Annotated in this window: 22 protein-coding genes and 1 riboswitch; of the genes, 9 read left to right on the forward strand and 13 right to left on the reverse strand. The window is 70.3% G+C overall.

Annotated features, from left to right (window positions below; genetic code table 11):
- Positions 1-57: 57 nt before the first annotated feature.
- The 7 genes from ACFYNU_RS02060 to clpS form a co-directional block, all read right to left on the reverse strand.
- On the reverse strand, positions 58-846 hold the full coding sequence (locus ACFYNU_RS02060; protein WP_356590118.1) for an ABC transporter ATP-binding protein: 789 nt from the start codon (positions 844-846) through the stop codon (positions 58-60).
- On the reverse strand, positions 843-1892 hold the full coding sequence (locus ACFYNU_RS02065; RefSeq protein ID WP_356590116.1) for an iron ABC transporter permease: 1050 nt from the start codon (positions 1890-1892) through the stop codon (positions 843-845). Before ACFYNU_RS02065 ends, ACFYNU_RS02060 begins: the two co-directional genes overlap by 4 nt.
- 10 nt (positions 1893-1902) lie before the next feature.
- Positions 1903-2889 (reverse strand): ABC transporter substrate-binding protein, encoded by a 987-nt coding sequence (locus ACFYNU_RS02070; protein ID WP_356590114.1) that lies wholly within the window; start codon positions 2887-2889, stop codon positions 1903-1905.
- A gap of 40 nt (positions 2890-2929) precedes the next feature.
- A riboswitch (cobalamin riboswitch) is annotated at positions 2930-3080 on the reverse strand.
- Positions 3081-3123: 43 nt separating this feature from the next.
- The gene (locus ACFYNU_RS02075; protein WP_356590112.1) at positions 3124-3537 is read right to left on the reverse strand and encodes a M67 family metallopeptidase; all 414 of its coding nucleotides are present in this window, start codon (positions 3535-3537) and stop codon (positions 3124-3126) included.
- A 118-nt stretch (positions 3538-3655) separates the two neighbouring features.
- Entirely contained in the window at positions 3656-5143 is a 1488-nt protein-coding gene (locus ACFYNU_RS02080; protein ID WP_356590110.1) for an amino acid permease, read from the reverse strand.
- 278 nt (positions 5144-5421) lie between these two features.
- Positions 5422-6009 (reverse strand): DUF2017 domain-containing protein, encoded by a 588-nt coding sequence (locus tag ACFYNU_RS02085; protein WP_356590108.1) that lies wholly within the window; start codon positions 6007-6009, stop codon positions 5422-5424.
- Complete coding sequence (clpS, locus tag ACFYNU_RS02090) at positions 6009-6314, reverse strand: ATP-dependent Clp protease adapter ClpS (RefSeq protein WP_356590106.1); 306 nt, start codon at positions 6312-6314, stop codon at positions 6009-6011. Before clpS ends, ACFYNU_RS02085 begins: the two co-directional genes overlap by 1 nt.
- A 166-nt stretch (positions 6315-6480) precedes the next feature.
- On the opposite strand from clpS, the gene ACFYNU_RS02095 reads away from it, so the two are divergent.
- Positions 6481-7836, forward strand: coding sequence for a nicotinate phosphoribosyltransferase (locus ACFYNU_RS02095; protein ID WP_356590104.1), 1356 nt, complete (start codon positions 6481-6483; stop codon positions 7834-7836).
- Between the two features lie 148 nt (positions 7837-7984).
- Positions 7985-8569: a nicotinamidase gene (locus ACFYNU_RS02100; RefSeq protein ID WP_356590102.1), complete on the forward strand. Its 585-nt coding sequence runs from the start codon at positions 7985-7987 to the stop codon at positions 8567-8569.
- 71 nt (positions 8570-8640) lie between these two features.
- Here ACFYNU_RS02100 and ACFYNU_RS02105 read toward each other — a convergent pair whose 3' ends face one another.
- A complete protein-coding gene (locus ACFYNU_RS02105) occupies positions 8641-9069 on the reverse strand; it encodes a hypothetical protein (protein ID WP_356590100.1) in 429 nt (142 codons plus the stop codon).
- A gap of 124 nt (positions 9070-9193) precedes the next feature.
- On the reverse strand, positions 9194-11611 hold the full coding sequence (locus ACFYNU_RS02110) for an immune inhibitor A domain-containing protein (RefSeq protein ID WP_356590098.1): 2418 nt from the start codon (positions 11609-11611) through the stop codon (positions 9194-9196).
- 482 nt (positions 11612-12093) lie between these two features.
- Between ACFYNU_RS02110 and ACFYNU_RS02115 the strand changes: the two genes are divergently transcribed.
- Positions 12094-12387: a hypothetical protein gene (locus tag ACFYNU_RS02115; protein WP_356590096.1), complete on the forward strand. Its 294-nt coding sequence runs from the start codon at positions 12094-12096 to the stop codon at positions 12385-12387.
- Here the strand turns inward: ACFYNU_RS02115 and ACFYNU_RS02120 are convergent.
- Positions 12373-13116: an RDD family protein gene (locus ACFYNU_RS02120; RefSeq protein ID WP_356590094.1), complete on the reverse strand. Its 744-nt coding sequence runs from the start codon at positions 13114-13116 to the stop codon at positions 12373-12375. The two genes, ACFYNU_RS02115 and ACFYNU_RS02120, sit on opposite strands and share 15 nt — an antisense overlap.
- Positions 13117-13243: 127 nt before the next feature.
- Positions 13244-14893, reverse strand: coding sequence for an RDD family protein (locus ACFYNU_RS02125; RefSeq protein ID WP_356590092.1), 1650 nt, complete (start codon positions 14891-14893; stop codon positions 13244-13246).
- 232 nt (positions 14894-15125) lie between these two features.
- Between ACFYNU_RS02125 and ACFYNU_RS02130 the strand changes: the two genes are divergently transcribed.
- Positions 15126-15602 (forward strand): SsgA family sporulation/cell division regulator, encoded by a 477-nt coding sequence (locus tag ACFYNU_RS02130; protein WP_356590090.1) that lies wholly within the window; start codon positions 15126-15128, stop codon positions 15600-15602.
- 31 nt (positions 15603-15633) lie between these two features.
- Here the strand turns inward: ACFYNU_RS02130 and ACFYNU_RS02135 are convergent, their stop codons facing one another.
- Positions 15634-16014, reverse strand: a complete 381-nt coding sequence (locus ACFYNU_RS02135; protein WP_356590088.1) for a VOC family protein — start codon at positions 16012-16014, stop codon at positions 15634-15636.
- Between the two features lie 192 nt (positions 16015-16206).
- On the reverse strand, positions 16207-17634 hold the full coding sequence (locus tag ACFYNU_RS02140) for an FAD-linked oxidase C-terminal domain-containing protein (RefSeq protein WP_356590086.1): 1428 nt from the start codon (positions 17632-17634) through the stop codon (positions 16207-16209).
- A gap of 98 nt (positions 17635-17732) precedes the next feature.
- On the opposite strand from ACFYNU_RS02140, the gene ACFYNU_RS02145 reads away from it, so the two are divergent.
- From ACFYNU_RS02145 to ACFYNU_RS02165, 5 genes are all read left to right on the forward strand, one after another.
- Positions 17733-19340, forward strand: a complete 1608-nt coding sequence (locus ACFYNU_RS02145; RefSeq protein WP_356590084.1) for a tetratricopeptide repeat protein — start codon at positions 17733-17735, stop codon at positions 19338-19340.
- Between the two features lie 119 nt (positions 19341-19459).
- Positions 19460-21112 carry a hypothetical protein gene (locus tag ACFYNU_RS02150; protein WP_356590082.1) on the forward strand — a complete coding sequence of 551 codons (1653 nt, stop codon included), beginning with the start codon at positions 19460-19462 and terminating at the stop codon, positions 21110-21112.
- Positions 21113-21279: 167 nt separating this feature from the next.
- A complete protein-coding gene (locus ACFYNU_RS02155) occupies positions 21280-22077 on the forward strand; it encodes an ABC transporter substrate-binding protein (RefSeq protein ID WP_356590080.1) in 798 nt (265 codons plus the stop codon).
- 13 nt (positions 22078-22090) lie between these two features.
- The gene (locus ACFYNU_RS02160) at positions 22091-22876 is read left to right on the forward strand and encodes an amino acid ABC transporter permease (RefSeq protein WP_356590078.1); all 786 of its coding nucleotides are present in this window, start codon (positions 22091-22093) and stop codon (positions 22874-22876) included.
- A 5-nt stretch (positions 22877-22881) separates the two neighbouring features.
- Entirely contained in the window at positions 22882-23694 is an 813-nt protein-coding gene (locus tag ACFYNU_RS02165; RefSeq protein ID WP_388764806.1) for an amino acid ABC transporter ATP-binding protein, read from the forward strand.
- Positions 23695-23754 lie beyond the last annotated feature (60 nt).

Consider the following 23754-nt stretch of genomic DNA (forward strand, 5'->3'; position numbering starts at 1 on the left):
TCGATTCCCGGTCCGCATCCCGGTATGCGATCTCACAGGATGGACGTTCGGTGTTCGTCAGGTGGACCGGGGCAGATAGACGACCGTCGGGGCACCGGTCCTGGGGTGCGGCGTGACCTCCGCCTCCACCTCGTAGACGGCGGCCAGCAGGGCGGGGGTCAGGACCTCCGCCGGGGTCCCCGAGGCGACGACCGTACCGGCTTTGAGCACGTACAGCCGGTCGCAGTAGTACGCGGCGAGATTCAGGTCGTGCAGGGCCAGCAGATTCGTCGTCCCCAACTCTCCTATGAGGGACAGGACTTCGAGCTGGTGGCGGATGTCGAGATGGTTGGTCGGTTCGTCCAGGACGAAGAGCGCGGGCCGTTGGACCAGGGCGCGGGCGACGAGGGCGCGCTGGCGTTCGCCGCCGGAGAGGGACGGGAAGGCGCGCTCCGCGAGCGGGGCGATGCCCAGGCGGTCCAGTGCGGCGTCGGCGAGCGCGGTGTCGGCCGCCGTGTCCGCCTCCCAGAAGCGCCGGTGCGGGGAGCGGCCCATGGCGACGACCTCGCGGACGGTCAGTTCGAAGTCGGTCTGCCCGTCCTGCGGGACGGTCGCCACGCGCCGGGCGCGCGCCTTGGCCGTCATGGTGTGCAGGTCGTCGCCGTCGAGCAGCGCCCGGCCGTGGGTGGGCCGCAGCGTGCCGTACACGCAGCGCAGCAGGGTGGTCTTGCCGCTGCCGTTGGGGCCGACGAGGCCGACGGTCTCGCCGGGGGCGGCGGTCAGATCGACGGCGTCGACGAGCGGGCGGCCGTCGCCGACCCCGTACGACAGCCCCTCGACGCGCAGAGTGGCGCTGCGGGCGCTCATACCGGGGCTCCTTCGGGGCGGCGGCGCATCAGCCACAGGAAGAACGGGCCGCCGACGAGCGCGGTGAGGACACCCACGGGGATGTCCTGCGGCGCGGCGACGGTCCGGGCGGCGAGGTCCGCGGCGACGAGCACGAGCGCGCCGCCGAGCGCGGCGACCGGCAGCAGCGGCCGGTGCGACGCCCCGACGGCCATCCGCGCCGCGTGCGGCACGAGCAGCCCGACGAAGCCGATGGCGCCGCTCGCGGCCACCATGACGCCGGTGACCAGCGAGGCGAGGACGAACACGGCGGCGCGGAAGCGCGCGGTGTCCAGTCCGAGTACGGTCGCGCCCTCCTCCCCCACCAGCAGCAGGTCCAGCGGCCGGGCGAGCGCCATGAGGACGGCGGTGCCCACGGCGAGGACGACGGCCGGCCCGGCGAGCGTGCTCCAGCGGGCGCTGCCGAGCCCGCCGAGCGACCAGAACAGGGCCTCCTGGAAGTGCTCGGGCCGGGCGGAGACCACCAGGACCAGCGTGGTGAGCGCGGACAGGATGTAGGAGACGGTCACCCCGGCCAGTACGAGCCGCCCGCCGGTCATGGTGGAGCCGCGCCGCGCCAGCGCGTAGACGAGGGTCATCGCGACGAGCGAGCCCGCGAAGGCGGCGGCCGGCATGGCGACGGTGCTGGTGATCCCGCCGGCGATGCCGCCGCCGATGCCGAAGACCAGGACGAGCACGGCGCCGGCGGACGCCCCGGAGGAGATGCCGAGCAGGAACGGATCGGCCAGCCGGTTGCGTACGAGGGCCTGGAGGACCGTACCCACGACGGCGAGTCCGGCACCGACGACCGCGCCGAGCAGCACGCGCGGCAGCCGTACGTCCAGGACGATCGTGCGGAAGGGACTGGGCTCCGCGCCGCCGGTGAGGATGGTGAGGACCTCGCCGGGCGGGATACGGACGGAGCCGAGCGCCAGTGCGGCGACGACGGCGCAGGCGAGCGCCACGGCGAGGCCGCCGAGCACGAGGGCGAGTCTCAGGCGCCGGGCCGGCGGGGTCTCGCGGCTCATCGCGGCGGCCCTACTCGCCCGCCTCCGGGTGGAGTTGGTCCGCGAGGCGCCCGACGGCGGCCGGGGCGCGGACGCCGAGGACGGCGTCGGACAGCGGCAGCACGGCGACGCGCTTGTTCCTGATCGCGGGGACGTCCTTCAGGACGGGGTCCTCAAGGAGCCGCTTCTTCTTCTGCGCGACGGTGGTGGCGCCGTAGTCGTAGATGACGATCATCTCGGGCTTACGGGCCACGACCTGCTCCCAGGTGGCGTCGCCGAAGGATTTGTCGAGGTCGGCGAAGACATTGCGCCCGCCGGCCCGTTCGATCATCTCGTTGCCGATGCCCTTGCCGCCGGCGGTGAACGCGGTCTTGTCGCCGCTGTCGTAGACGAAGACCGGGACCGGCCGCACGCCCGCCAGGCGGGTGGCGGTCGTGTCGAGGGCGGTGCGTGCCCCGGCGGTCCACTTCGCGGCGCGGTCGGGGACGCCGAAGGTGCGGGCGACCTCGGTGACCTCGCGGAAGACGTCGTCCATGGAGGTCTTGCCCTTGGCGCAGTTCTCCAGGTTGAGCCGGGTGTCGATGCCGGCGTCCTTGAGGTCGTCGCGGGTGCGGCCGTCCTTGGCGGCGAAGGCGCTGGCGTAGCCGCCGTAGACGAAGTCCGGATTGGCGGCGAGGAGTTTCTCCTTGGAGGGGTACTCGTCGGCGACGACCGGGACGCTGTCGTACGCCTTCTTGTACTCGGGCAGGACGGCGTCGTCCAGCCAGGCGGTGCCGACGAGCGACTTCGTCAGTCCCAGCTCGATCATGACCTCGGTGACGTGCTGGTTCATCGTGACCACGCGCTTCGGGGGTGCGTCGAAGGTGGTCCTCACACCGCAGTTGGTGACGGTGTACGGGAATCCGTCGGCCGCGGCTTTGGCCTCGCGGACGGGGTCCGGGGTGCTGCCGCACGCGGCGAGCGGGAGCAGCAGGGGAAGCAGGGCCGCCGGTATGAGGGCGTGGCGCCGCAAGGACATGACTGGGCCTCCTCCGGGGGATTTCCGCGTCCCCTGGCATGGTGGGAGAAGGGCGACAGGTCAGTTCCTGGCTTCCGGGGCATCGCTCGCGCGAAGGCCCTGGTCACAGTGGCGGGACCGTGCCGGATTCACACCGGCTTCCTGGGTCCTGCCGCCCTGGGCTGGGGTGCGCCGGAGAAGTGACGTCGTCCGCCCGCAGGCCGGGCGGGACTTCTCCGGGGCGCCCCAAGTGTGTCAGACGACTTCGACGTCTTCCTCGGTGACCTCGCCGTCGACGATGCGGTACGAGCGGAACTGGAACGGGCCCATCTCGTCGGTGTCGGCGGTGGAGACCAGGACGTAGTGCGCGAACGGTTCCATGGCCAGGTCGATGTCCCGGCGGGAGGGGTACGCCTCGGTCGCGGTGTGCGAGTGGTAGATGACCACCACGTCCTCGTCGCGCTCGCGCAGCTCGTTGTCGAGCTGCTTGTGCTCGGTCGAGTCGAACTCGTAGAACGTGGGCGAGCGCGCCGCGTTGAGCATGGGGATGAAGCGCTCGGGCCGGTCGCTGCCCTCGGGGCCCGCGATCACGCCGCACGCCTCGTCGGGGTGGTCGGCCCGTGCGTGGGCGACGATCTGGTCGTACAGCGCCTGGGTGATGGTCAGCATGGGGTGAAGGATAAGCGGGTGGCCTCCGCGAGTGAGATGCGGAGGCCACCTGGTGAGACGGTGCGTGAGACGGGGTGCCGACCTTGGACAGGGTGCGGCGTGGGACGGGGTGCCGGGGTCAGTCGGTCGCCTTGGCGTACTCCGGCTCGTACGGGCCCTCCGGCTCGCCCGGGTCACGCGCGCCGCGCGCCGCCAGCTCGGGGTTGCGGCGCTTGAGCAGCGCCCAGCCGCCGACCAGGAAGAGCGCCCAGACCGCGCCGACGTACAGCGACACCCGGGCCTCGGAGTCGTACGCGATCAGACAGGTCACGAACGACAGGAACACCAGCGCCACCCAGCTCAGCGCCGAGCCGCCCGGGGCCGGGAACGAGGACGCCGGCAGCCGCCCCGCGACCACGGCGGAGCGGTACTTGATATGGCTGATGAGGATCATCATCCAGGTCCAGACACCGGCGGCGGTGGCCACCGAGGTGACGTACAGGAACGCCTTCTCGGGGACGAGGTAGTTGAGGACGACGCCGATGCCCATCAGCGCGACGGACGCGGCGATGCCGAACGCGGGTGTCTTGCGGGAGTTGAGCCTGCCGAGGAGCTTCGGCGCCTCCTTGTTGGCGGAGAGGTCGCGCAGCATCCGGCCGGTGGAGTACATACCGGAGTTGCAGGACGACAGCGCCGCCGTCAGCACCACGAAGTTGACGATTCCGGCGCCGAGCGGGATGCCGATCCTGGCGAAGGCGTGCACGAACGGGCTCTCGCCCTCGCTGAACTCGGTCCACTTCACCACGGCGAGGATGACGGTGAGCGCGCCCACGTAGAAGACGATGATGCGCCAGGGCAGCGTGTTGATCGCCTTGGGGAGGGTCTTCTCCGGGTTCTCGGACTCGCCCGCCGTGACGCCGACGAGTTCGACGGCGAGGTAGGCGAACATCACGCCCTGGAGCGTCATCAGGCTGGAGCCGATGCCGTTGGGGAAGATGCCGCCGTGCTGCCAGAGGTTGCCGGTGGCCGCGGTCTCGCCCGCGTCGGAGAAGCCGAGGGTCAGTACGCCGAGGCCGATGACGATCATGCCGATGATCGCGGTGACCTTGACCATCGAGAACCAGAACTCGACCTCGCCGAAGATCTTGACGGAGATCAGGTTGACGCCGAAGAGCACCACGAGGAAGACCAGGGCGCTGACCCACTGCGGGATCGCGGGGAACCAGAAGTGGATGTAGATCGCGGCGGCCGTGAGTTCGGCCATGCCGGTCACGATCCACATGAGCCAGTACGTCCAGCCGGTGACGTAGCCGAAGAACGGGCCGAGGAATTCGCGGGCGTACTCGGCGAACGAGCCGGAGACCGGCCGGTAGAGCAGCAGTTCGCCCAGTGCCCGCATGATGAAGAAGATCACCACGCCGGCGAGGGCGTACATCAGGATGATGCTCGGCCCGGCCTTGGCGATGTTCGCGCCGGCGCCCATGAACAGGCCGACGCCGATGGCGCCGCCGATCGCGATCATCTGGACCTGGCGGCTGCCGAGTCCGCGCTCGTAGCCCTCCTCGCCCTGCTCCGCGGTCTTGCCGGAGGGGCCCTGCGGGGTGTTGTCGACCTGTGGGGAGGTCATGGTGATGCGCCCTTTCTCCCTGCCTGTGCCGGTGGTCGTGCAGATTTACCACGGGTGCGGCGGCGATCCACGGAGGTCGTTGTGGCGCGGCCCACAGGAAGAAGCGGACAAATCTCACCCCGGATCGCAAAGCATGCGGCGGCGGAGACGCGATCGTTATGCGGAGTTGAGCCTCCATTGAGGAAACGGAAGGTGTCCGTCCGAAGACGGTGTGAAGGCGTTACGCAGGCCCTGTGACGGGTCGCGCCATAGGGCCGGGCCGGGCGGGGACGGACACGTCAGGGCATCATCGTCTCGACGAGCGTCTCCTGGAGCGCCCCGAGCCACAGATACGCCATCACCATCGGCTTGCGCGGGTCGGAGTCCGGCAGCCGGTACAGGCTCTCGCCCTCGTCCTCGTCGGAGACGTCCAGCCTGTTGCCGATCGTCAGGCGCAGGTCGTTGAGCGCGCCGAGCCAGTGCCGGCAGTCGTCGGGGCCGAGTTTCAGTACGGCGCCGCCCTCGCCCGCCGCCGAGAGCGCGTCCAGGGTGCGGACGACGGCGAGGCCGTCCTCGCGCTTGCGGGTCCGCAGGTCGTTCTCGGTGAAGCGCCTGAACTCGGCCGCGTACTCCCGCAGTTCGTCGTCGGTGTCGTCGCCGAAGCCGTACGCGTCCGGGAAGAGCCGGGCGAGCGCGGGGTCGGACGGCGGCTTGCTGGGCCCCTCGGCGAAGAGCGCGGCCAGAGGGTCCTCGCCCTTGGCCGGTTCCTCGCCGGGGCCGATCAGCTCCAGGAGCTGGACGGCCAGGGAGCGCAGGATGGAGATCTCGACCTCGTCGAGCGCGACGGCGGCGCCACCGCCGGGGATCGCCTCGAACTGCCCGGCCATCAGCGGGCGTCCTGGGAGAGCGTGGCCCACAGGCCGTATCCGTGCATCGCCTGCACGTCGCGTTCCATCTCCTCGCGGCTGCCGCTGGAGACGATGGCGCGGCCCTTCTGGTGGACGTCGAGCATCAGCTTGTGCGCCTTGTCCTTGGAGTAGCCGAAGTACGTCTGGAAGACGTACGTCACATAACTCATGAGGTTGACCGGGTCGTTGTGGACGATCGTCATCCACGGCACGTCAGGTTCCGGGACGGTGAACGTCTCCTCGGCCGACTCGGGAAGTTCGATCTCTGTCGGGGCAACACTCACGGTTCGGGACGACCTTCTTCTCCGCCGGGGGTCCCGGGGGTACGCCCCGGGATGCACAGCCTCACAGGCCCCATGCTGCCACCAGGTGGGGCCTGTCGCACAAACGGCGGTCTGAGCGCCCGTTAGATCTCGTCAGTCTGACGAGATCTCCTGTAGCATCGTTGGCATGAACTCTGCGGACCTTGAGAAGGGCCTGGCGAAGGACGAGGGCGGTCGCCGGGTCGGCGTTCCGTCGACTGCGCTCTTCACCGACCAGTACGAGTTGACGATGCTCCGGGCGGCACTGCGGGCGGGCACGGCCGAGCGCCGTTCCGTCTTCGAGGTCTTCACCCGGCGCCTGCCCGAGGGACGGCGCTACGGGGTCGTCGCCGGCACCGGCCGGGTCCTGGACGCCGTCGAGAACTTCCGCTTCGACGCGGACGTCATCGGCTTCCTGCGCGAACGCGGCATCGTGGACGGGCCGACGCTCGACTGGCTCGCCGACTACCGCTTCCGGGGCGACATCTGGGGCTACCGGGAGGGCGAGGTGTACTTCCCCGGCTCGCCGATCCTGCGCGTCGAGGGCTCGTTCGCCGAGTGCGTGCTGCTGGAGACCGTGATCCTGTCGATCCTCAACCACGACTCGGCGATCGCCGCCGCCGCGTCCCGGATGTCGGCCGCCGCCGGAGGACGCCCGCTGATCGAGATGGGCGCGCGCCGTACGCACGAACTGGCCGCCGTCGCCGCGTCGCGCGCCGCGTACGTGGGCGGCTTCGACACCACCTCCGACCTGGCGGCCGGATTCCGCTACGACATCCCGACGGTGGGCACCAGCGCGCACGCCTTCACGCTGCTGCACGACAACGAACGGGACGCGTTCCAGGCACAGGTCGACGCGCTCGGCAGCGGTACGACGCTGCTCGTGGACACCTACGACGTGGCCGAGGCGGTCCGTACCGCCGTGGAGGTCGCCGGGCCCGAACTGGGCGCCGTCCGCATCGACTCCGGCGACCTGCTGCTCGTCGCGCACCGGGTGCGTCAGCAGCTGGACGAGCTGGGCGCGGTGAACACCCGGATCGTGGTCACGTCGGACCTGGACGAGTACGCGATCGCGTCGCTGGCCGCAGCACCCGTCGACGCGTACGGGGTCGGCACCCAGCTGGTCACCGGCAGCGGGCACCCCACCTGCTCGATGGTGTACAAACTCGTCGCCCGTGCCCACTCCGCCGACCCCAAGGCGCCGCTGCACGCGGTGGCGAAGAAGTCGCTCGGCGGCAAGACCTCGATCGGTGGCCGCAAGTGGGCGGCGCGACGGGTGGACGCCGAGGGATACGCGGAGGCCGAGGTCGTCGGCACCGGCCCCGTCCCCGCCGACCTGCTGGACCAGCAGCTGCTGGTGGAGCTGGTCAAGGGCGGCGAGGTCGTCGCACGCGAGCCGCTGGACGCGGTCCGGGAGCGGCACGTGGCGGCGCGGGCGGGACTGCCGATGTCGGCGATCCAGCTGTCGCGGGGCGAGCCGGTCATCCCGACCGTCTACATGTGATGTCCACGAGGCGGGGAAGAGGTGCGGCAGGCATGAACGCGGAGCGACCGGGAACGCCAGGCACCAAGAGGTCAACCGTGGGCGAACGCCTCAAGACACCCCCTAAGCTCAGTCGCCCGCGCCCGCTCCCCACCGAAGGACACCCGCCATGCACCGCGCTTTGATAGTCGTGGACGTTCAGAACGACTTCTGTGAGGGCGGCAGCCTCGCGGTGTCGGGCGGCGCCGACGTGGCCGCCGCCATCACCGACCTCATCGGGCAGACGACAGCCGGTTACCGCCACGTGGTCGCGACGCGTGACCACCACATCGATCCCGGTGACCACTTCTCGGCCCGGCCCGACTTCGTACGCTCGTGGCCGGTCCACTGCGTGGCGGGCACCGAGGGCGTGGGTTTCCACCCGAACTTCGCGCCGGCCGTCGCCTCGGGCTCGATCGACGCGGTCTTCGACAAGGGCGCCTACGCGGCGGCGTACAGCGGTTTCGAGGGCGCCGACGAGAACGGCGTGACACTCGCGGACTGGCTGCGGGCGCGCGAGGTGACGGAGGTCGACATCGTCGGAATCGCCACCGACCACTGCGTACGGGCGACGGCCCTGGACGCGGCACGGGCGGGCTTCACCACGCACGTACTGCTGGACCTGACGGCGGGAGTCGCCGAGGAAACGACATCCCGCGCCCTGGAGGAGCTCCGCACGGCGGGCGTACGCCTGACGGGCAAGCCGGTCGTGTAGGGCCCGGCGCTGTGGGGCCCACGGCGGGGCCTCACAGCCGGGCGCGTGGAGCCCGTCCCCGGCCGGGAGCGCTAGGCCGCGCTTTTGTCTGTGCCGGTCGGTCTGTGGAGCTCCGGGCGTGGGGGCGTGAACGGGTCCGGTGGTGGCGTGGGCAGGCCTGTGAGGGTGTGGCGGGGGTCGGGGGGCCCGTAGCGGCGCGCGGGGCGCAGCAGGGCCCGTATGGGCTGCCAGAGCTCTTGCGCGGCGGTCGGCGTGCCCCGCCAGAGCAGGCCGTCCGGATGGTGCAGGACCGCCGTGATCTCGTCCGGTGTGGGCGGTTCCGCGTTGCCTCGGAGATAGACGGCGCGCAGCCCGAGATTCCGCAGCCTGGTCAGGGCGCGGGCCCGGTTCATCGCGTGCACCAGAATCCGGACCGTACGGCCTTCGGAGACCGGGCTGGGCACGGTCAGTGCCACCACCACGGTGCCGTTCGGGAGCCTGCTGAAGCCTCCACCTGCCATGTGTCCTCAATCCCCCCGTAAGACGTCGTGTCAATAAGAGTCGGTAGGACGCACCTAAACACGATCGGCCGCCGCCCCGCTAGGGGGCGACGGCCGATCATGGCTTGACCTGCGACGATGCCGTTTACTTGGTCGAGCGATCCACCTTCACCGTCATCGTGGAACCGCTGAGCGGCTCGTTCACGATGGAGATCTTGGTGTTGGTGTCAGGAACGTCGACACCGCCGGTGGCGTTCTCCTCGTACCAGTACGTGCCCTTGCGGTCGTCGAAGACCGGCTTGCCCGCCTGCGGCTTGATCCACTGCGCCTTGTCGGCGTTGTGGAGCCGGAACAGGTCGGTCGGGTACTTGCTGAACGACGAGTCGAACGTCTGGATCTTGTTGCGCATCACCGTGCCGTCGGCCCACTTCATGGGCTTGGCGTGCGCGTCGACCGGCAGGATCAGACCCTTGCCGGGGTGGACGCTGGTGTTGTTGTCCTTCTGCGAGGTGTCCCAGAGCCAGACCATGAGGCCGTTCTGGTACGCGTAGTGCTCGACCCAGCCGTCCTTCGGCGCCTTGAAGCCGAAGTTGTACGGGCCCGACTTGAGGGTCTTGTCGTAGCTGACGTACTGCCGGTTCTCCGCGATGTAGAACTGGTCGTAGTCCTGGGTGAACGACTCACCGATGCGCGAGAAGCCCTTCGCGGTCCAGCCCGCGTCGTCCGCCTCGGCGTTGTCGGTGAAGAGCGGGGCGCCGTCGGCGACGACACTGATCGCGTCGGCCGCGAAGCCCTTGCCGCCCGCGCCGCCGTCCGTCTGGTAGCGGAAGCGGAGGTCGACCTTCTTGCCCGCGTACGCGTCCAGCGTGTAGACGAGCTTCTTGTACGCGCCGGAGACACCGGTCAGGGCCGGCTTGTCGCCGGCGTCACGCGTGATGGCCTTGCCGTCGGCGGTGCCGTCGACCGGGGTCCAGTTGGCGCCGCCGTCCTCCGACACCTCGGCGTACAGGTAGTCGTAGTTGGCCTCGATGTCCCACCAGCCGTCCAGTTCCAGCGAGGCCTTGGCCTTGCCGGTGAGGTCGACGGAGCGGGTGAGGGTGTTCTTGAGGTCGTCACCCATGTCGCTCCACCACTGCTTGGAGCCCTCGGCGGGCTTCACGACAGTCGTGGTGACCGGCTTCTTCGGCAGCTCGACGACGAGCGCCTGCGGGTTCTTCGTGTTGTACGCGGAGACACCCAGCTTGTGGGTCGACGCCGTCGCGGCCTTGGCCTCGTCGTAGTCGAGCCAGCCCAGCTGGAGCTTGTCCCACGCGGTCATGTCGCCCGGCAGGTCGCCGATCTCGCCCTTGCCCCGGCCGAGCCAGGAACCGGCGGACATCAGGGACCAGTAGCCGGTGGAGTTCTCGCCGCCGCCCGAGGTGTCGTACAGGTCGGGCAGGCCGAGGTCGTGGCCGTACTCGTGCGCGAAGACACCGAGTCCGCCGTTCTCCGGCTGCATCGTGTAGTCGCCGACCCAGATGCCGGTCTCACCGATCTGCGTGCCGCCGGACTTGTTCTCCGCGGGGCCCGTCTTGCCGGCGTCCGTGCCGTAGGCGTACCAGCGGTGCGCCCACAGGGCGTTCTCACCCTCGGCGCCGCCGCCGGCCGACTCGTCCTCGCCCGCGTGGACGATCTGGAAGTGGTCGATGTAGCCGTCGGGCTCGTTGAAGTTGCCGTCGCCGTCGAAGTCGTAGCGGTCCCACTCGTCGTACGACGCGAGGTCGGCCTTGATCTCCGCGTCCGTACGGCCCTTGGCCTTCTGGTCGGCGGCCCAGGCGGTGGTGCCGTCGCGCACCGCGTCCCAGACGTTGGCGCAGTTGGAGTCGCCGCAGTAGTTCGAGCCGTAACGGGCCTCGTTGTACTTGACCTTGACCCAGTCGGAGACCTCACCGTCGACCGAGTAGCGGCCGGACGAGGTCTTCTCGTAGTAGGTCTTCAGCGATTCCTTGGGCTTGCCCGCGGCGTCCTTGCCCTCGCCGAAGTACAGGTCCTGGAAGTGCTGCTGGTTGTAGTCGGCCTGCCAGGCGGTGGAGTTGTCCACCTTCCGGTCGGGCTCGGCTATCTCGTTGTGCTGCGGGCCGGGCTCGCCGCCGTACTTCTTGACGGGGGCCTCGGGGCCGTCCGCGCCGTCCGGGTCGTACATGGTCGTGTCGTCGACCTCGTCGCCGAACTCGACCAGGATCGTGAAGATCTTGTCGGTCTTCTCGCGGCCCAGCTCGACGTACTTCTTGTCGTCGAGCTTGACGACGTTGGAGCCGCCGCGCTTCATGATCTTCGCGTCACCCGCGACGACCTGTTCCAGGGCGGCCTTCCGCTGCTGCTCCTGCTGCTTGCTGAACGGGCCTTCGAGGTCGTGCTCGACATGGCCCTTCTGCGGCGCCGGATCGCGGCGCTCGATGCTCGCCGGACCCGCTGTGTCGTTGCCCTCGGCCTGCGCCGGGGCGAGCGTCGAGGCCGTCGCGGCGGCGGTGGCGAGGGCCACGAACACCGCGGACGCTCTGATCGCCCGTCGATTGATGGTCACTTGATGTTGTCCTCTCCCCGCACCCAAAGTCCGCGGACCGGATGTGTGGGGATCCGCGCGCGGGGTGCGCGTCACAAGTGACGACATTCGACCGGAGTTGAAGGAGAAAAGACAGTCCTTGACTTGCACAGGCCAAGTGCACTATGCACGAGTCCAGTTCCGGTATCCGGACGTCCGAGGATGTCCGGCGAATGCCCGACGGACGTCCGAGGATGTCCCGCGGAATGTCCGACGCGTACCCCGCTCGCCGATCCCCACTCGTCCCACGGACCGGACGGCGGGCGCATCGATGTGTCATATAGCGGGGGCGCGTGACTCCATGCGCCCCCCATGCTCCGACCCCGTGGGTTAGGTCACGCTTACTGTCGGTTCCTGCCGGGCATTCACCGTCGTAAGGTCGTTCCACAGCGACTCAGCGCAGACGCGAGACACCCCCAACACCCCCGAAATCACTCCCGATTGCCCCGAGGGACGGATCAGCCATGCCGCGTCCGACTGCCGCACAGCTTGCCTACGGTTCCGCCACCGTCGTCCTCACCACACTCGCGATGCTGCTGCTCTCCGGCGTCACGTCGGTCGTCGGCGTCGCGGTGATCGCGCTCGTCGCCCTCTGTCTCGGCCTTCTGGTGTCGGTGAAGGCCGTGCGGCCTCGCCGTACGTCGGTGGCCCACCCGGTCGGTGCGGGCCGTTCGGACCACACCGGCGCCGGCACCGTCGCCTCCTCGTCGGGCCGGCCCGTCGCCGGGGCCCGGATCCCGGCGTCATCGCGCCGCTGACACCACGACCGTCCTCGCCGCCTTGTCGTGCAGACCCTGCCGATAGGGCCGGTCGAGCAGGAGCAGGATCAGCAGAAGCAGCGGCCAGAGGCAGGCGCAGCAGATCAGTGCGGGGACCCACAGCACGACGGCCCGCAGGAACGAGGCACGGGAGTCGGGCACCCGCCCGTCGTTGAGCATCGCGACGCGAGTCTTGAACAGCATTTTGCCGAAGGTCTGGCCGCCCCGTTGCGTCATCACCATGTCGTAGCCGACATACGCCACGATCGTGATGATCCGGAACACCCACTGGCCGCCGCCGTTCATGCCGTTGACCGTGTCGTCCCAGCTGTTGGACTCGTCCGACCAGTGGCGGTAGATGTTGAACGGGATGCCGATCAGGGCCAGCGGGACCGCGACGATGATCCAGTCGACGATGCGCGCGAGGATGCGCTTGCCCACGGACGCGAGCGGCGGCATCCCGCGGAGCGGATCGTTTCCGCCGTACGGGTCACCGGGGGGTGGCGGAGCCGATCCCCCGTACGGGTCACCCGGCGGAGGCGGATCGGCACCCCCGTACGGGTTGCCCGGCGGGGGCGGATTGGCACCGCCGTACGGGTCACCGTAACGAGGCGGCGCACCGTCACCCGGGGGCGGGCCGCCCGGCGACGGCGGCCCGTCGGGCGGCGGCTGCTTGCGGAACGGGTCGTCGTCGGGCGGCTGACCGGGCGTCGGCTGATCGTTGCTCATGGGGGCAGTGCACCGCGCCGTGCGGACGCCCGCAACGGATCAACGGCCGTTCGGAGGAGTCGCCGCCCGGTCCGGCCGCCCCGCCCATGACCCCGCGTCAGCCCACACCGGTCCGCGCCGGCCGGCGTCAGCCCGCGACGAAGGTGTGTGCCGCCTTGTCGTGCCAGCACTGCCGCCACGGCCGGTCGAACACGCACCACAGCACGTTCAGCACCCCGATGACGAGCACGCCGAGCACCCCGTACACCAGCCAGCGGCGCAGCGCCGAGCCGAAGGACGGGGCCTCGAACGACTCGATGTCCCGCACCTCGAGACCGCACAGCTTCTTGCCGAGCGTGCGGCCCCACTTGGCGGTGGGCAGCGCCTCGTACAGGACGCCGATGACCAGCAGCGCGGCGAGCACCCCGCCGAAGTAGCCGGCCGTGGTGCCGTCGATCAGCCAGACGGTGACGGTCTCGCCGGTCTGCTTCGCCGCCTCGACCTTGTCGTCGATGTGCGCGAGTGCCTTGGACACCAGCGGTACGGAGACGGCCCCGACGATCCCCAGGAGCACGACGGTGTCGATGAGCCGGGCGGCGAACCGCTTGCCGAGCCCGGCGGGGCGGGCCGCCGCCTGCGCCTGGGCGGCCCGCAGGAACGGGTCGTCGACCGGCGGCTTCCACGGCACGACCGGCTGCCCGCCGGCGGGGTCGGTGCCGATGACCGGTGCGGGCCCCGACTGCGGTGCGGGCTGGGCGAGTTGGTGGACCTGCTGGGCCCAGGAGGGCGAGCCGCCGCCGGGGCCGGGTGCGAGCGGGTTCGCGGCGGGAGGCTGCATCGAGCGGGACGGCAGACCGTCGGACTGCTGCGGGCCCTGGGGCGAGTGGGGCTGCTGGGGCTGGCGCTGGGGTGCGTGAGGTGTCTGGGGCTGCTGCGTCTGGGGCGGGACGGGCGCCGGGCCGGCGGCGCGGGGACGCATGGCGCGGATGGCCATGGTGCCCTCGGTCTGGCCCGTACGGCCGGTGGCGGGTCCGCCCTGCTGGCCGCCGCCGACCGGGCCGCCGCCGACCGGGCCGCCGCCGACCGGGCGGATGGTGACGGTGCCGTCGGTGGGCGGCGGCGTCTCACCCTCGTCGTTACGGGGGCGGCGTGCGGGGCGCGGGAGGCGGATCGCGACGGTGCCCTCCCGGGGAGGTGAGTCGTCGTCACCCGGGCCCGACCCGGTGTCGGGTCCCAGGGACCGTACGCCGGGCAGCGCGCCCCCGGTGGGGTCCGCCGACGGCTCGGGCGACTGGCCGGGCACCCGGGGGTCGCGGGTGTCACGGGCGTATCGGGGGTCCCTGCTGTCCGCCGGTTCCGGCGCGCTCGTGGCGCCGGAGCCCTGCGCGGCGGGGACTTGGGGGCCGGAAGCCCCCGGACCGTCGCCCCAGGAGACCCGGGCGTCGCGCTCGCCGCCGAAGCCGGTCTGCCTGCGGGTGTCGGCCTGCCAGGCGGAGGCCGGTTCCTGCCGGGGCTCCTCGGCGGGCTCCTCGTCGAAGAACATCGGCCCGGTCTCCTCGACCGCCGGGGTGGCCGGGGCCGCCGGTTCCGGGGCCCGCCGGGCCGCCGGCGAAGGGGCCGCCGCGGCCAGCCCGTGGGGCGCCTCCGGCATGGCCTCACCGGCCCCCGGAGCCGGCCGGCTGGTGCCGGGTACCCAGGACCCGCCGTTCCAGTAACGGACGTATCCGGGGATGGACGGGTCCGGGTAGTAGCCGGGGGAAGGGCTGCCGTCTCCGGTTGCCGAGGTCGGGGCGCTCATCACCGTGGTCCCGTATCTCTTCGATGGGCTCAATTCAAGGGTCCACATCTATCAGACCACCGCATGGCCCAGGGTCCATCCGGCCGTTTGGACCTCGATTCGGTCACGAAAGAGTCACGGTAGGTCGCGGGAGCAAGTTCCTGCCCGAAGTCGCGTAATGACGGCGGGAGTCGGTGCTCTCCATCGGTACGGCCCACTCCCGGGCGTCGTACGAGGAAGGGAAGCACCTGATATGCACACCGTGGTGGAACGCGAGCTGGAGCTGAACCTGGTGCTCTCGCCCGAGCGCAGCGTCCCCGTCCCTGCCCGGCTGACGTACCGCACGGACGATCCGTACGCGGTGCACATCACCTTCCACATCAGCTCGGACACCCCGGTCAACTGGACGTTCGCACGCGAACTGCTGGTCGAAGGGGTGTTCCGGCCGTGCGGTCACGGTGACGTACGGATCTGGCCCACGAAGGTCGACGGCCGCACCGTCCTGTGTGTGGCGCTCTCCTCCCCCGACGGTGACGCGCTCCTGGAGGCGCCTTCGGCGGCGGTGTCGGCGTGGCTGGAGCGGACGTTGCGGCTGGTGCCGCCCGGCGCCGAGACCGACCGGCTGGGCATCGACGACGGGCTGGCCCGGCTGCTCGCCCCGCTGCCCGCCGACGATCTGTGGCTGCGGGACCCGTGGCCGTCCGACGAGTCGGCGGACGGCGAGGCGTGACGCGCGCCGCCCGCCGGTGCCCGGCCGTCCCTCAGTCGATGACGTAGGTACGGGTGATGAATTCGATCGAGTGGCCGTCGGGGTCGTCGAGATAGACACCCCGGCCGCCGAAGAGATGGTTGATCCGCTGTGGCTTCTCGTGCGTCGGATCGGCCCAGTAAGGGAGTTCGCGCTCCGTCAGCCGCCCGAAGATCTCGTCGAACTCGTCCTCGGACACCAGGAACGCCAGATGCTGGCTGACGATCTCCGAGGACGTGTCGAGATAGTCCAGGGTGACCCCGCCGTCGAGCGGCAGGCTCGCGAAGGGTCCGAAGGACTTGGGTCCGGGCTCCCCGATCAGCTCGGCGAGGAAGCGCGCGGACGCGAACCGGTCCCGGCTGTGGACGATGGTGTGGTCAAGACGGGCGGGCACGGAACCTCCCGGGTCGAAGTGCGGTCACCTCACGGCCGACCTGCTCTCTGTCCCATTTACGGTAGACCGCCCCGTCCGGCCGGACCATCGGACCTTGGCCGTACGCCGCGAGCCGTAGGCCGTACGCCACAGTCCGTACGCCGCAGGCCCCGCGCTGCGCGCCCCGCGCCCCGCGTCCCGCGCCCGCCCGGATCAGAACAGCTTGCCGGGGTTCAGCAGATCCAGCGGGTCGAACGTCTTCTTGATGCCGCGCTGCAACTCCATACCGACCGGGCCCAGTTCGCGGGCGAGCCACTCCTTCTTCAGGACGCCGACCCCGTGCTCGCCGGTGATGGTGCCGCCCAACTCAAGCCCCAGCGCCATGATTTCGTCGAACGACTCACGGGCGCGCCGGGACTCGTCCGGGTCCGAGGCGTCGAAGCAGACGGTGGGGTGTGTGTTGCCGTCGCCCGCGTGGGCGCAGACGCCGATCGTGAGGTCGTACTTGTTGGCGATACGGTCGATGCCCTCCAGGACCTCGGCGAGCCGTGACCGCGGGACGCACACGTCGTCGATCATCGTCGTGCCCTTGACCGCCTCCAGCGCGACGAGCGCCAGCCGCCTTGCCTGGAGCAGCAGTTCGGACTCGGCCGCGTCGTCGGCGGGGACCACCTCGGTGGCGCCGGCCGCCGTGCAGAGTTCACCGACGGCCGCGAGGTCGGCCGCCGGGTCGGCGGTGTCGAAGGCGCAGAGCAGCAGCGCCTCGGTGGTCTCGGGGAGGCCCATGTTCGCGAGGGAGTTGACGGCGCGGACGGTGGTGCGGTCCATCAGCTCCAGCAGGGACGGGGTGTGGCCGCGCTCCATGATCCGGCAGATGGCGTCGCAGGCGGCGGACGCGGAGGCGAACTCGGCCGCCAGGACAAGCTGTGCCGGCGGCGCGGGCTTCAGCGCGAGGACCGCCTTCACGACGATGCCGAGGCTGCCCTCCGAGCCGACGAACAGCCGGGTGAGGTCGTATCCGGCGACGCCCTTGGCGGTGCGGCGGCCGGTGGTGAGCAGCCGGCCGTCGGCGAGGACGACGTCCAGGCCCAGCACGTACTCGGCGGTGACGCCGTACTTCACGCAGCACAGTCCGCCGGACGCGGTGCCGATGTTGCCGCCGATGGTGCAGGTCTCCCAGCTGGAGGGGTCCGGCGGGTAGTACAGGCCGTGTTCGCCGACGGCGCGGGAGAGCACCGCGTTGACGACGCCGGGCTCGACGACCGCGATCCGGTCGACGGGGCTGATCTCCAGGATCTTGTCCATCTTGATCAGGGACAGCACGATGCAGCCCTCCGAGGCGTTGGCGGCGCCGGAGAGTCCCGTACGGGCGCCCTGCGGCACCACGGGCACGCGCAGGGCCGTCGCGGTACGCATCACGTGCTGGACCTGTTCGACGGTGCGCGGCAGCACGACCACCGCCGGGGCTCCCGCCTCGCAGAAGCTCGCCATGTCGTTCGCGTAGGAGGCCGTGATGTCCGGGTCGGTGAGCAGGGCTTCGGCGGGCAGACCGGCTCGCAGCCGGGCGAGGAGGTCGTCCGTGGCCACGGGGGCGGCGGAGGCTGAGGAGCCGGCGGGCTCTGTCGCGACGAGGTCATCCATGATCCCAGCGTGGCACTCCGGGGCCATCGGTGTGAACCCGTCTGCGATCCACAACCACAAGGCCGGGTGTGGTCTTCGTATTGACGCACAGTAATCACATGAACGCCAAGAACACCTTGAACACGCAGCACATGAGGCACATCAGAAGGGCCGCGCTGGCCACCGGTGTGGGCGCGGTCCTCGTCGCGGGCGTCCTTGTGTTCGTACCGGACGGGGATCAGGGGCCGCCCGCACCCGGCCCCGAGGCGCGGGCGCGGGCCGCCGTCGGCGCGGGCGCGCCCGCCTCGCTGCCGGACGTGGCGGCGCTCATCAGGGACCGGGAGGCGTGGCTGCGGAAGAACCCGAAGGACGCGGCGTCGTGGGCGGTGCTGGGCGCGGCGTACGTGGAGCGGGGCGGGCTGCGGGCGGACACGGCGTACTACCCGAAGGCCGAGCAGGCACTGCGCCGCTCGCTCGCGGTCACACCGGGTGAGCGGCGCAATCCGGCGGCGACGGCGGGCCTGGCGTCGCTGGCGAACGCGCGCCACGACTACGCGGCGGCCAGGAAGTGGGGCGAGGCGGTACGGAAGGCGGACCCGGCGCGCTGGACGACGTATCCGGTCCTCATCGAGGCGTACAACGGGCTCGGCGACTATCCGGCGGCGGGCAAGGCCCTGGACAAGCTGCGGGCGCTGCGCCCCGGCACCCCGCGTGTGCTGTCCGTGTCGTCGGCGGTCTACCGCGACCGGGGGTGGCGCGAGGACGCGACGGCCAAGGCGGACGAGGCGCTGACGAAGGCAGGCACGCCCGCCGAGAAGGCGGGTGCGCTGCACGCTCTGGGCGCTCTGGCGTGGGAGCGCGGGGAGCCGAAGGAGGCGCTGCGGCATTACGACGCGGCGCTGAAGGTCTCGCGCGAGCACCATCCGTCGCTGGCGGGGCGGGCGCGTGTCCTCGCGGCGCTCGGCCGGGCGGACGAGGCCGGCCAGGACTACCAGGCGGCCATCGCGGAGCGCCCGCTGCCCGAATACGCCCTGGAGCTGGGCGAGTTGTACGAGTCGCTGGGGCTGGACGGGGACGCGCGGAGCCAGTACGCGCTGCTGCGGGACCGTACGGCGAGGGCGCGGGCCGACGGTGTGAACGAGGAACTGCTGCTGGCGCGCTTCGAGTCCGACCACGGCAATCCGCGGGCCGCCGTGGAACGGCTGGAGGCGGAGTGGCGGCGCGGGCACCGGAGCATGGGGGTCTCCGACGCGCTGGGGTGGGCTCTACTCAAGGCGGGTGAGCCCGAGAAGGCGCTGCCGTACGCGAAGAGGGCGACGGAGCAGGGGATGCGCAGCGCGCTGTTCACGTACCACCAGGGGGAGATCGAGCGGGTCTTGGGGATGGACGGCCCGGCGCGCCGGCATCTGGAGGAGGCGCTGCGGACGAATCCGAAGTTCTCGCCGCTGCTGGCGCCGAAGGCCCGGGAGGCGCTGGACGCGCTGGGCGAGTTGCCGGACGGCGGTCCCAAGGACGTGTACGGGAACGGCGAGTACACGCCGCTGTCGCCCGCGCCGAGCACGCCGCCGGCGGCCTCGCCCGCGCCCTCGTCGACCGCGCCGACCGCACCGACCGCGTCGGTGGCGCCGTCGGCGCCGTCCGGAGTCGCGTCCGGATCGCGGGCCCCGTCGGAGCCCGTTTCCACACCCACGGCGCCCGTATCGGCCCGATCCGGCGCCCGAAACTGAACAGCCGCCTCCGCTGGGCCCGTAACTGGGCCCCCAGGCCCTGCGACTGGGCCCGCCCTCGTCCTTAGTCTCCACGTCACTCGGTGGAATTTTGAGTGACGGTTGGGTGAGGAGTGCGGATGAGCGGCCCGAAGGAGTGCGTACAGAGGTCGCCGCGGCATCGGCGCGACAGGGGTCAGGGCGGTGTCGAGTACGTCGCGATGATCGGCGTCGTCGCCGCGATCATCGGCGCGATCCTGGCGCTGACCGTCCCCACCGACACGGCGGTGGCACTGGAGGACGCGGTCTGCCGGATCGTCAACGCGGCCGACGGCGGCGAGGGTTGCGACTCCGGTGACGACGGAGGGGACGGCGACGACGACGGGGGTGGTGGCGGGGACGGTGACACTCCCGATGCCCCGCCCGGCGACCCGTTCCAGCCCGCCAAGTGCCTGCTCGCCCAGGACCAGACGAAGACCACGGTCGTCGTCCAGATCGCCTTCATCAAGATCAGCGGGTCCGAGACGGTCAAGCTCCAGCAGTGGTCCGACGGCACCGTCACCCTGGAGCGCGTGGGTGAGTCCTCTCTCGGCGCGACCGCCAGCATCTCCGCCGGTATCCCGGGTCTGAAGGAGTGGGGCGGCAGCGCCTCGCTGAGCGGCAGCTATATGAAGGGCAGCGGCAGCGGCGGTCAGTGGCTGTTCAACGGCAACAAGACCGGCGACCCGCAGAAGGACCTCGAACTCAACCTGGACGACGCCAAGAAGTTCGCCGCGTACCTCAGGCAGAACGACAGCTGCCGCTACCAGAGCGGCTACAACCCCGGGGCCAACATGGGGGCCTGCCAGTCGGACGCGGCTTCCAAGAAGCCCGATCTCGATCCGGAGCTGGCGCCGGACGTCGACATCACCAAGACCACTACCGAGGTGTCGGGAGGGGTGAGTTTCGGCAAGTCCTTCAAGAAGGGCAAGGGCGGCAAGGACAAGGACGGCAAGCCGACCGATCTCGGCAACATCTCCGGCGAGTTCGGCACCGGCACCATGACCGAGGACGTCGTCGTCATGCGCGCCAACACCGGCCCCGACGCCGGGAAGATCACCTTCGTCTACACCTTCAGCGTCGACGCCAAGGGCGGCGAGATAGCCCAGGGCAAAGCCACCCGCATGCAACAGGTCGCCGTCACCTACGACGCCAAGACCTTCGACCAGGAAGAGAAGGACGGCAAGGAACACCGCCCCGAGAAACTCGTCATCACCACCAGCCAGGAGAACGGCGAAGGCGCAGGCATCCAGGCCGGCGCCGGCGCCAACGTCCCCGGCACCCCCGTCACCATCGACGTCGGCGGCGGCGGAGGCACCATCAACTCCCAAATCCACACCGAGTCCGCCGAAGTCGTCCTCGACAACGACGGCGACAGCAAACTCGTCGAGGACTGGCTCCGCGGACGCGGCGACTTCCCCGCCGGCGACGCACTCCCCAGCCCCTCCGACGCCGCCGAGGCACCCGACAGCGACACCGGCCCCCTGGAGCGCCTCCTCCACGACAAGGGCAAACTCTCCCGCCTCGACTACAACGCCAACACCGACTGGTGGAACGCCTCACTCGGCATCGGCTTCGGCATCTCGGCAGGGCAGGTCACCGCGGGGTTCAAACTCTTCGGCATCGACATCACCCATGAAGAGAAGGACCAGACCATCACCGGGGATCCGACATACGCGACCGGTCCCAAGAACGGCGGCGCCCGGCCCTGGGTCGAGTGGAAGAACTGCACCCAGACGAAGCCGATCCCGTAGGAGGGCGAAACCCCACCACACGGACGGCGGACGATCCGCCGTCACGCTGCCGTGACGACCTGGTTAACCACCGCCCCGGTGAGGAGACAACCGGCATCTGCGATGGCAAGATCGGCGCAACTCACACACCATGTGGGCTGTTGTCCGTCCCCCGCCCTGGAGGCGTCTTGTCCCCGCGCACCGCGTTGTCCGCCATAGCCGCCGCAGCCGCACTCGTCGTCATGACGACGGGTTGCACGAGCACCAAGTCCTCCGGGTCCGACGGCTCGACGCTGGAGCTGGTGAACTCCGGCAAGCTCACGACCTGCACCCATCTGCCGTACGAGCCCTTCCAGTCCCGCCAGGACAACAAGATCGTCGGCTTCGACGTGGATCTGGTGGATCTGGTCGCCAAGGAGCTGAAGGTCACCCAGGAGATCGTCGACACGCCCTTCGAGGGCATCCAGACGGGTGAGGATCTCAACGCCCGTAAGTGTGACGTGGCCGCCGCCGGCATGACGATCACCGATGTCCGTGAGGAGAACCTGGACTTCTCCGCCCCCTACTTCGAGGCCACGCAGGCGCTGGTCACCAAGAAGGGCTCCGCCTTCGACTCGCTGGCCGCCCTGAAGGGGAAGAAGCTGGGCGTCCAGCAGGGCACGACGGGTGAGGAGTACGCCAAGAAGAACGGGAAGGACATCGAGACCGTCCAGTTCGAGGACCTGGCGCTGCTGCTCACGGCCGTGAAGACCGGTCAGGTCGACGCCGCCGTCAACGACAACGGTGTCCTGTTCGAGTACGTGCGCAAGAACCCGGACACGGCGGTCACGGCCGAGTTCGAGACGGGCGAGCAGTACGGCATCGGGGTGCGTACCGGAAACGACGCCCTCCGCAAGGAGATCGACAAGGTGATCAAGGCGGCCCGGTCGGACGGCCGTTACGACGCCATATACAAGAAGTGGTTCCCCGCCGCTCCGAAGAGTTAAGGAACCACCACCGATGTCCATGACCCGTCGACAACGGACCCGTCTCGTCCGAAGCGTGCAGTACGCCGTCCTGGCCGTCGTCCTGGTCGTCATCGCCCAGGCCGCCGACTGGGGCGAGATCCAGCGGGCCTTCTTCGATGTCGAGGTCGCCAAGGCGCAGTTCCCCGACATCATCACGACGGCCCTGGTCAACACCGTCATCTACACCCTGCTCGGCTTCGGGTTCGGGCTGACGCTGGGGCTGCTGCTCGCGCTGATGCGGCTGTCGCAGGTGCCGCCGTACCGCTGGCTGGCGATCGTCTACATCGAGTTCTTCCGCGGTATTCCGGCGCTGCTGGTCTTCATCGCGCTCGGGTTCGGTGTGCCGCTCGCCTTCCAGGTGGCGCTGAACCAGTACGTGACGGTGATGCTGGCCCTGGGCCTGGTCGGCGCCGCCTACATGGCGGAGACGATCCGGGCGGGCATCCAGGCCGTGCCCAAGGGGCAGACGGAGGCGGCGCGTTCGCTCGGTATGTCGCAGGGCCGGGCGATGGTCTCGATCATCATCCCGCAGGCGCTGCGGATCGTACTGCCGCCGCTGACCAACGAGTTGATCCTGCTGACGAAGGACTCGTCGCTGGTCTATCTGCTGGGGCTGTCCCTGTCCCAGTACGAGCTGGCCAAGTTCGGCCGGGACGCGCTGAACCAGAACCGCAGTCTCACACCGATCCTGATCGCCGGTCTCTGCTATCTGGTGATCACCCTGCCGCTCGGCCATCTGGTCCGGCGGCTCGAAGCGCGTACGGCAAGGGCGAGGTGAGCGCGGTGAAGGAAGCGGCGGAGTCCGGCCACGAGGCACCGGCCATCGAAGTACGCGCTCTGCGCAAGTCGTTCGGCGCGCTGGAGGTCCTGACCGGCATAGACTTCACGGTCGCGCGCGGCGAGGTGGTGTGTGTCATCGGCCCGTCGGGTTCGGGCAAGTCGACGCTGCTGCGCTGTGTGAATCTGCTGGAGGAGCCGACGTCGGGCACGGTCCTGGTGGCCGGCGCCGAGGTCACCGACCCGGACGTGGACATCGACAAGGTGCGCCGTGGCATCGGGATGGTCTTCCAGTCGTTCAACCTCTTCCCGCATCTGACGGTGCTTCAGAATCTGACGCTCCCTCAGCGCCGGGTGCTGAAGCGCGACAAGGCGGAGGCGGCGCGGGTCGCCCGGGAGCGGCTGGCGCGCGTCGGGCTGACCGACAAGGAGTCGTCGTATCCCGCGCAGCTGTCCGGCGGACAGCAGCAACGGGTGGCGATCGCACGGGCGTTGGCGATGGATCCGCAGCTGATGCTCTTCGACGAGCCGACGTCCGCGCTCGACCCGGAGCTGGTGGGCGACGTCCTCGCGGTGATGCGCTCGCTCGCCGACGAGGGGATGACGATGCTCGTCGTCACGCACGAGATGAGCTTCGCCAAGGAGGTGGCCGACCGGGTCGTCTTCATGGACGGCGGGGTCATCGTCGAGGAGGGCACCCCGGAGCAGGTGATCGGCGCGCCGGGCCACGCCCGTACGCAGTCGTTCCTGTCGCGCCTGCTGGACCCGGCCGCGGCGGGGCTGAACGACGGCGGGACGGCGCCGGCCTCGAAGGAATAGCGGAACAGCGCGACGGCGCAACGGCGGAACGAGGCGCGGCCCCACGGTGAACTCCCGTGG

Origin of the sequence: Streptomyces sp. NPDC006643, from assembly GCF_042870175.1 — a bacterium.
Lineage (GTDB): Bacteria > Actinomycetota > Actinomycetes > Streptomycetales > Streptomycetaceae > Streptomyces.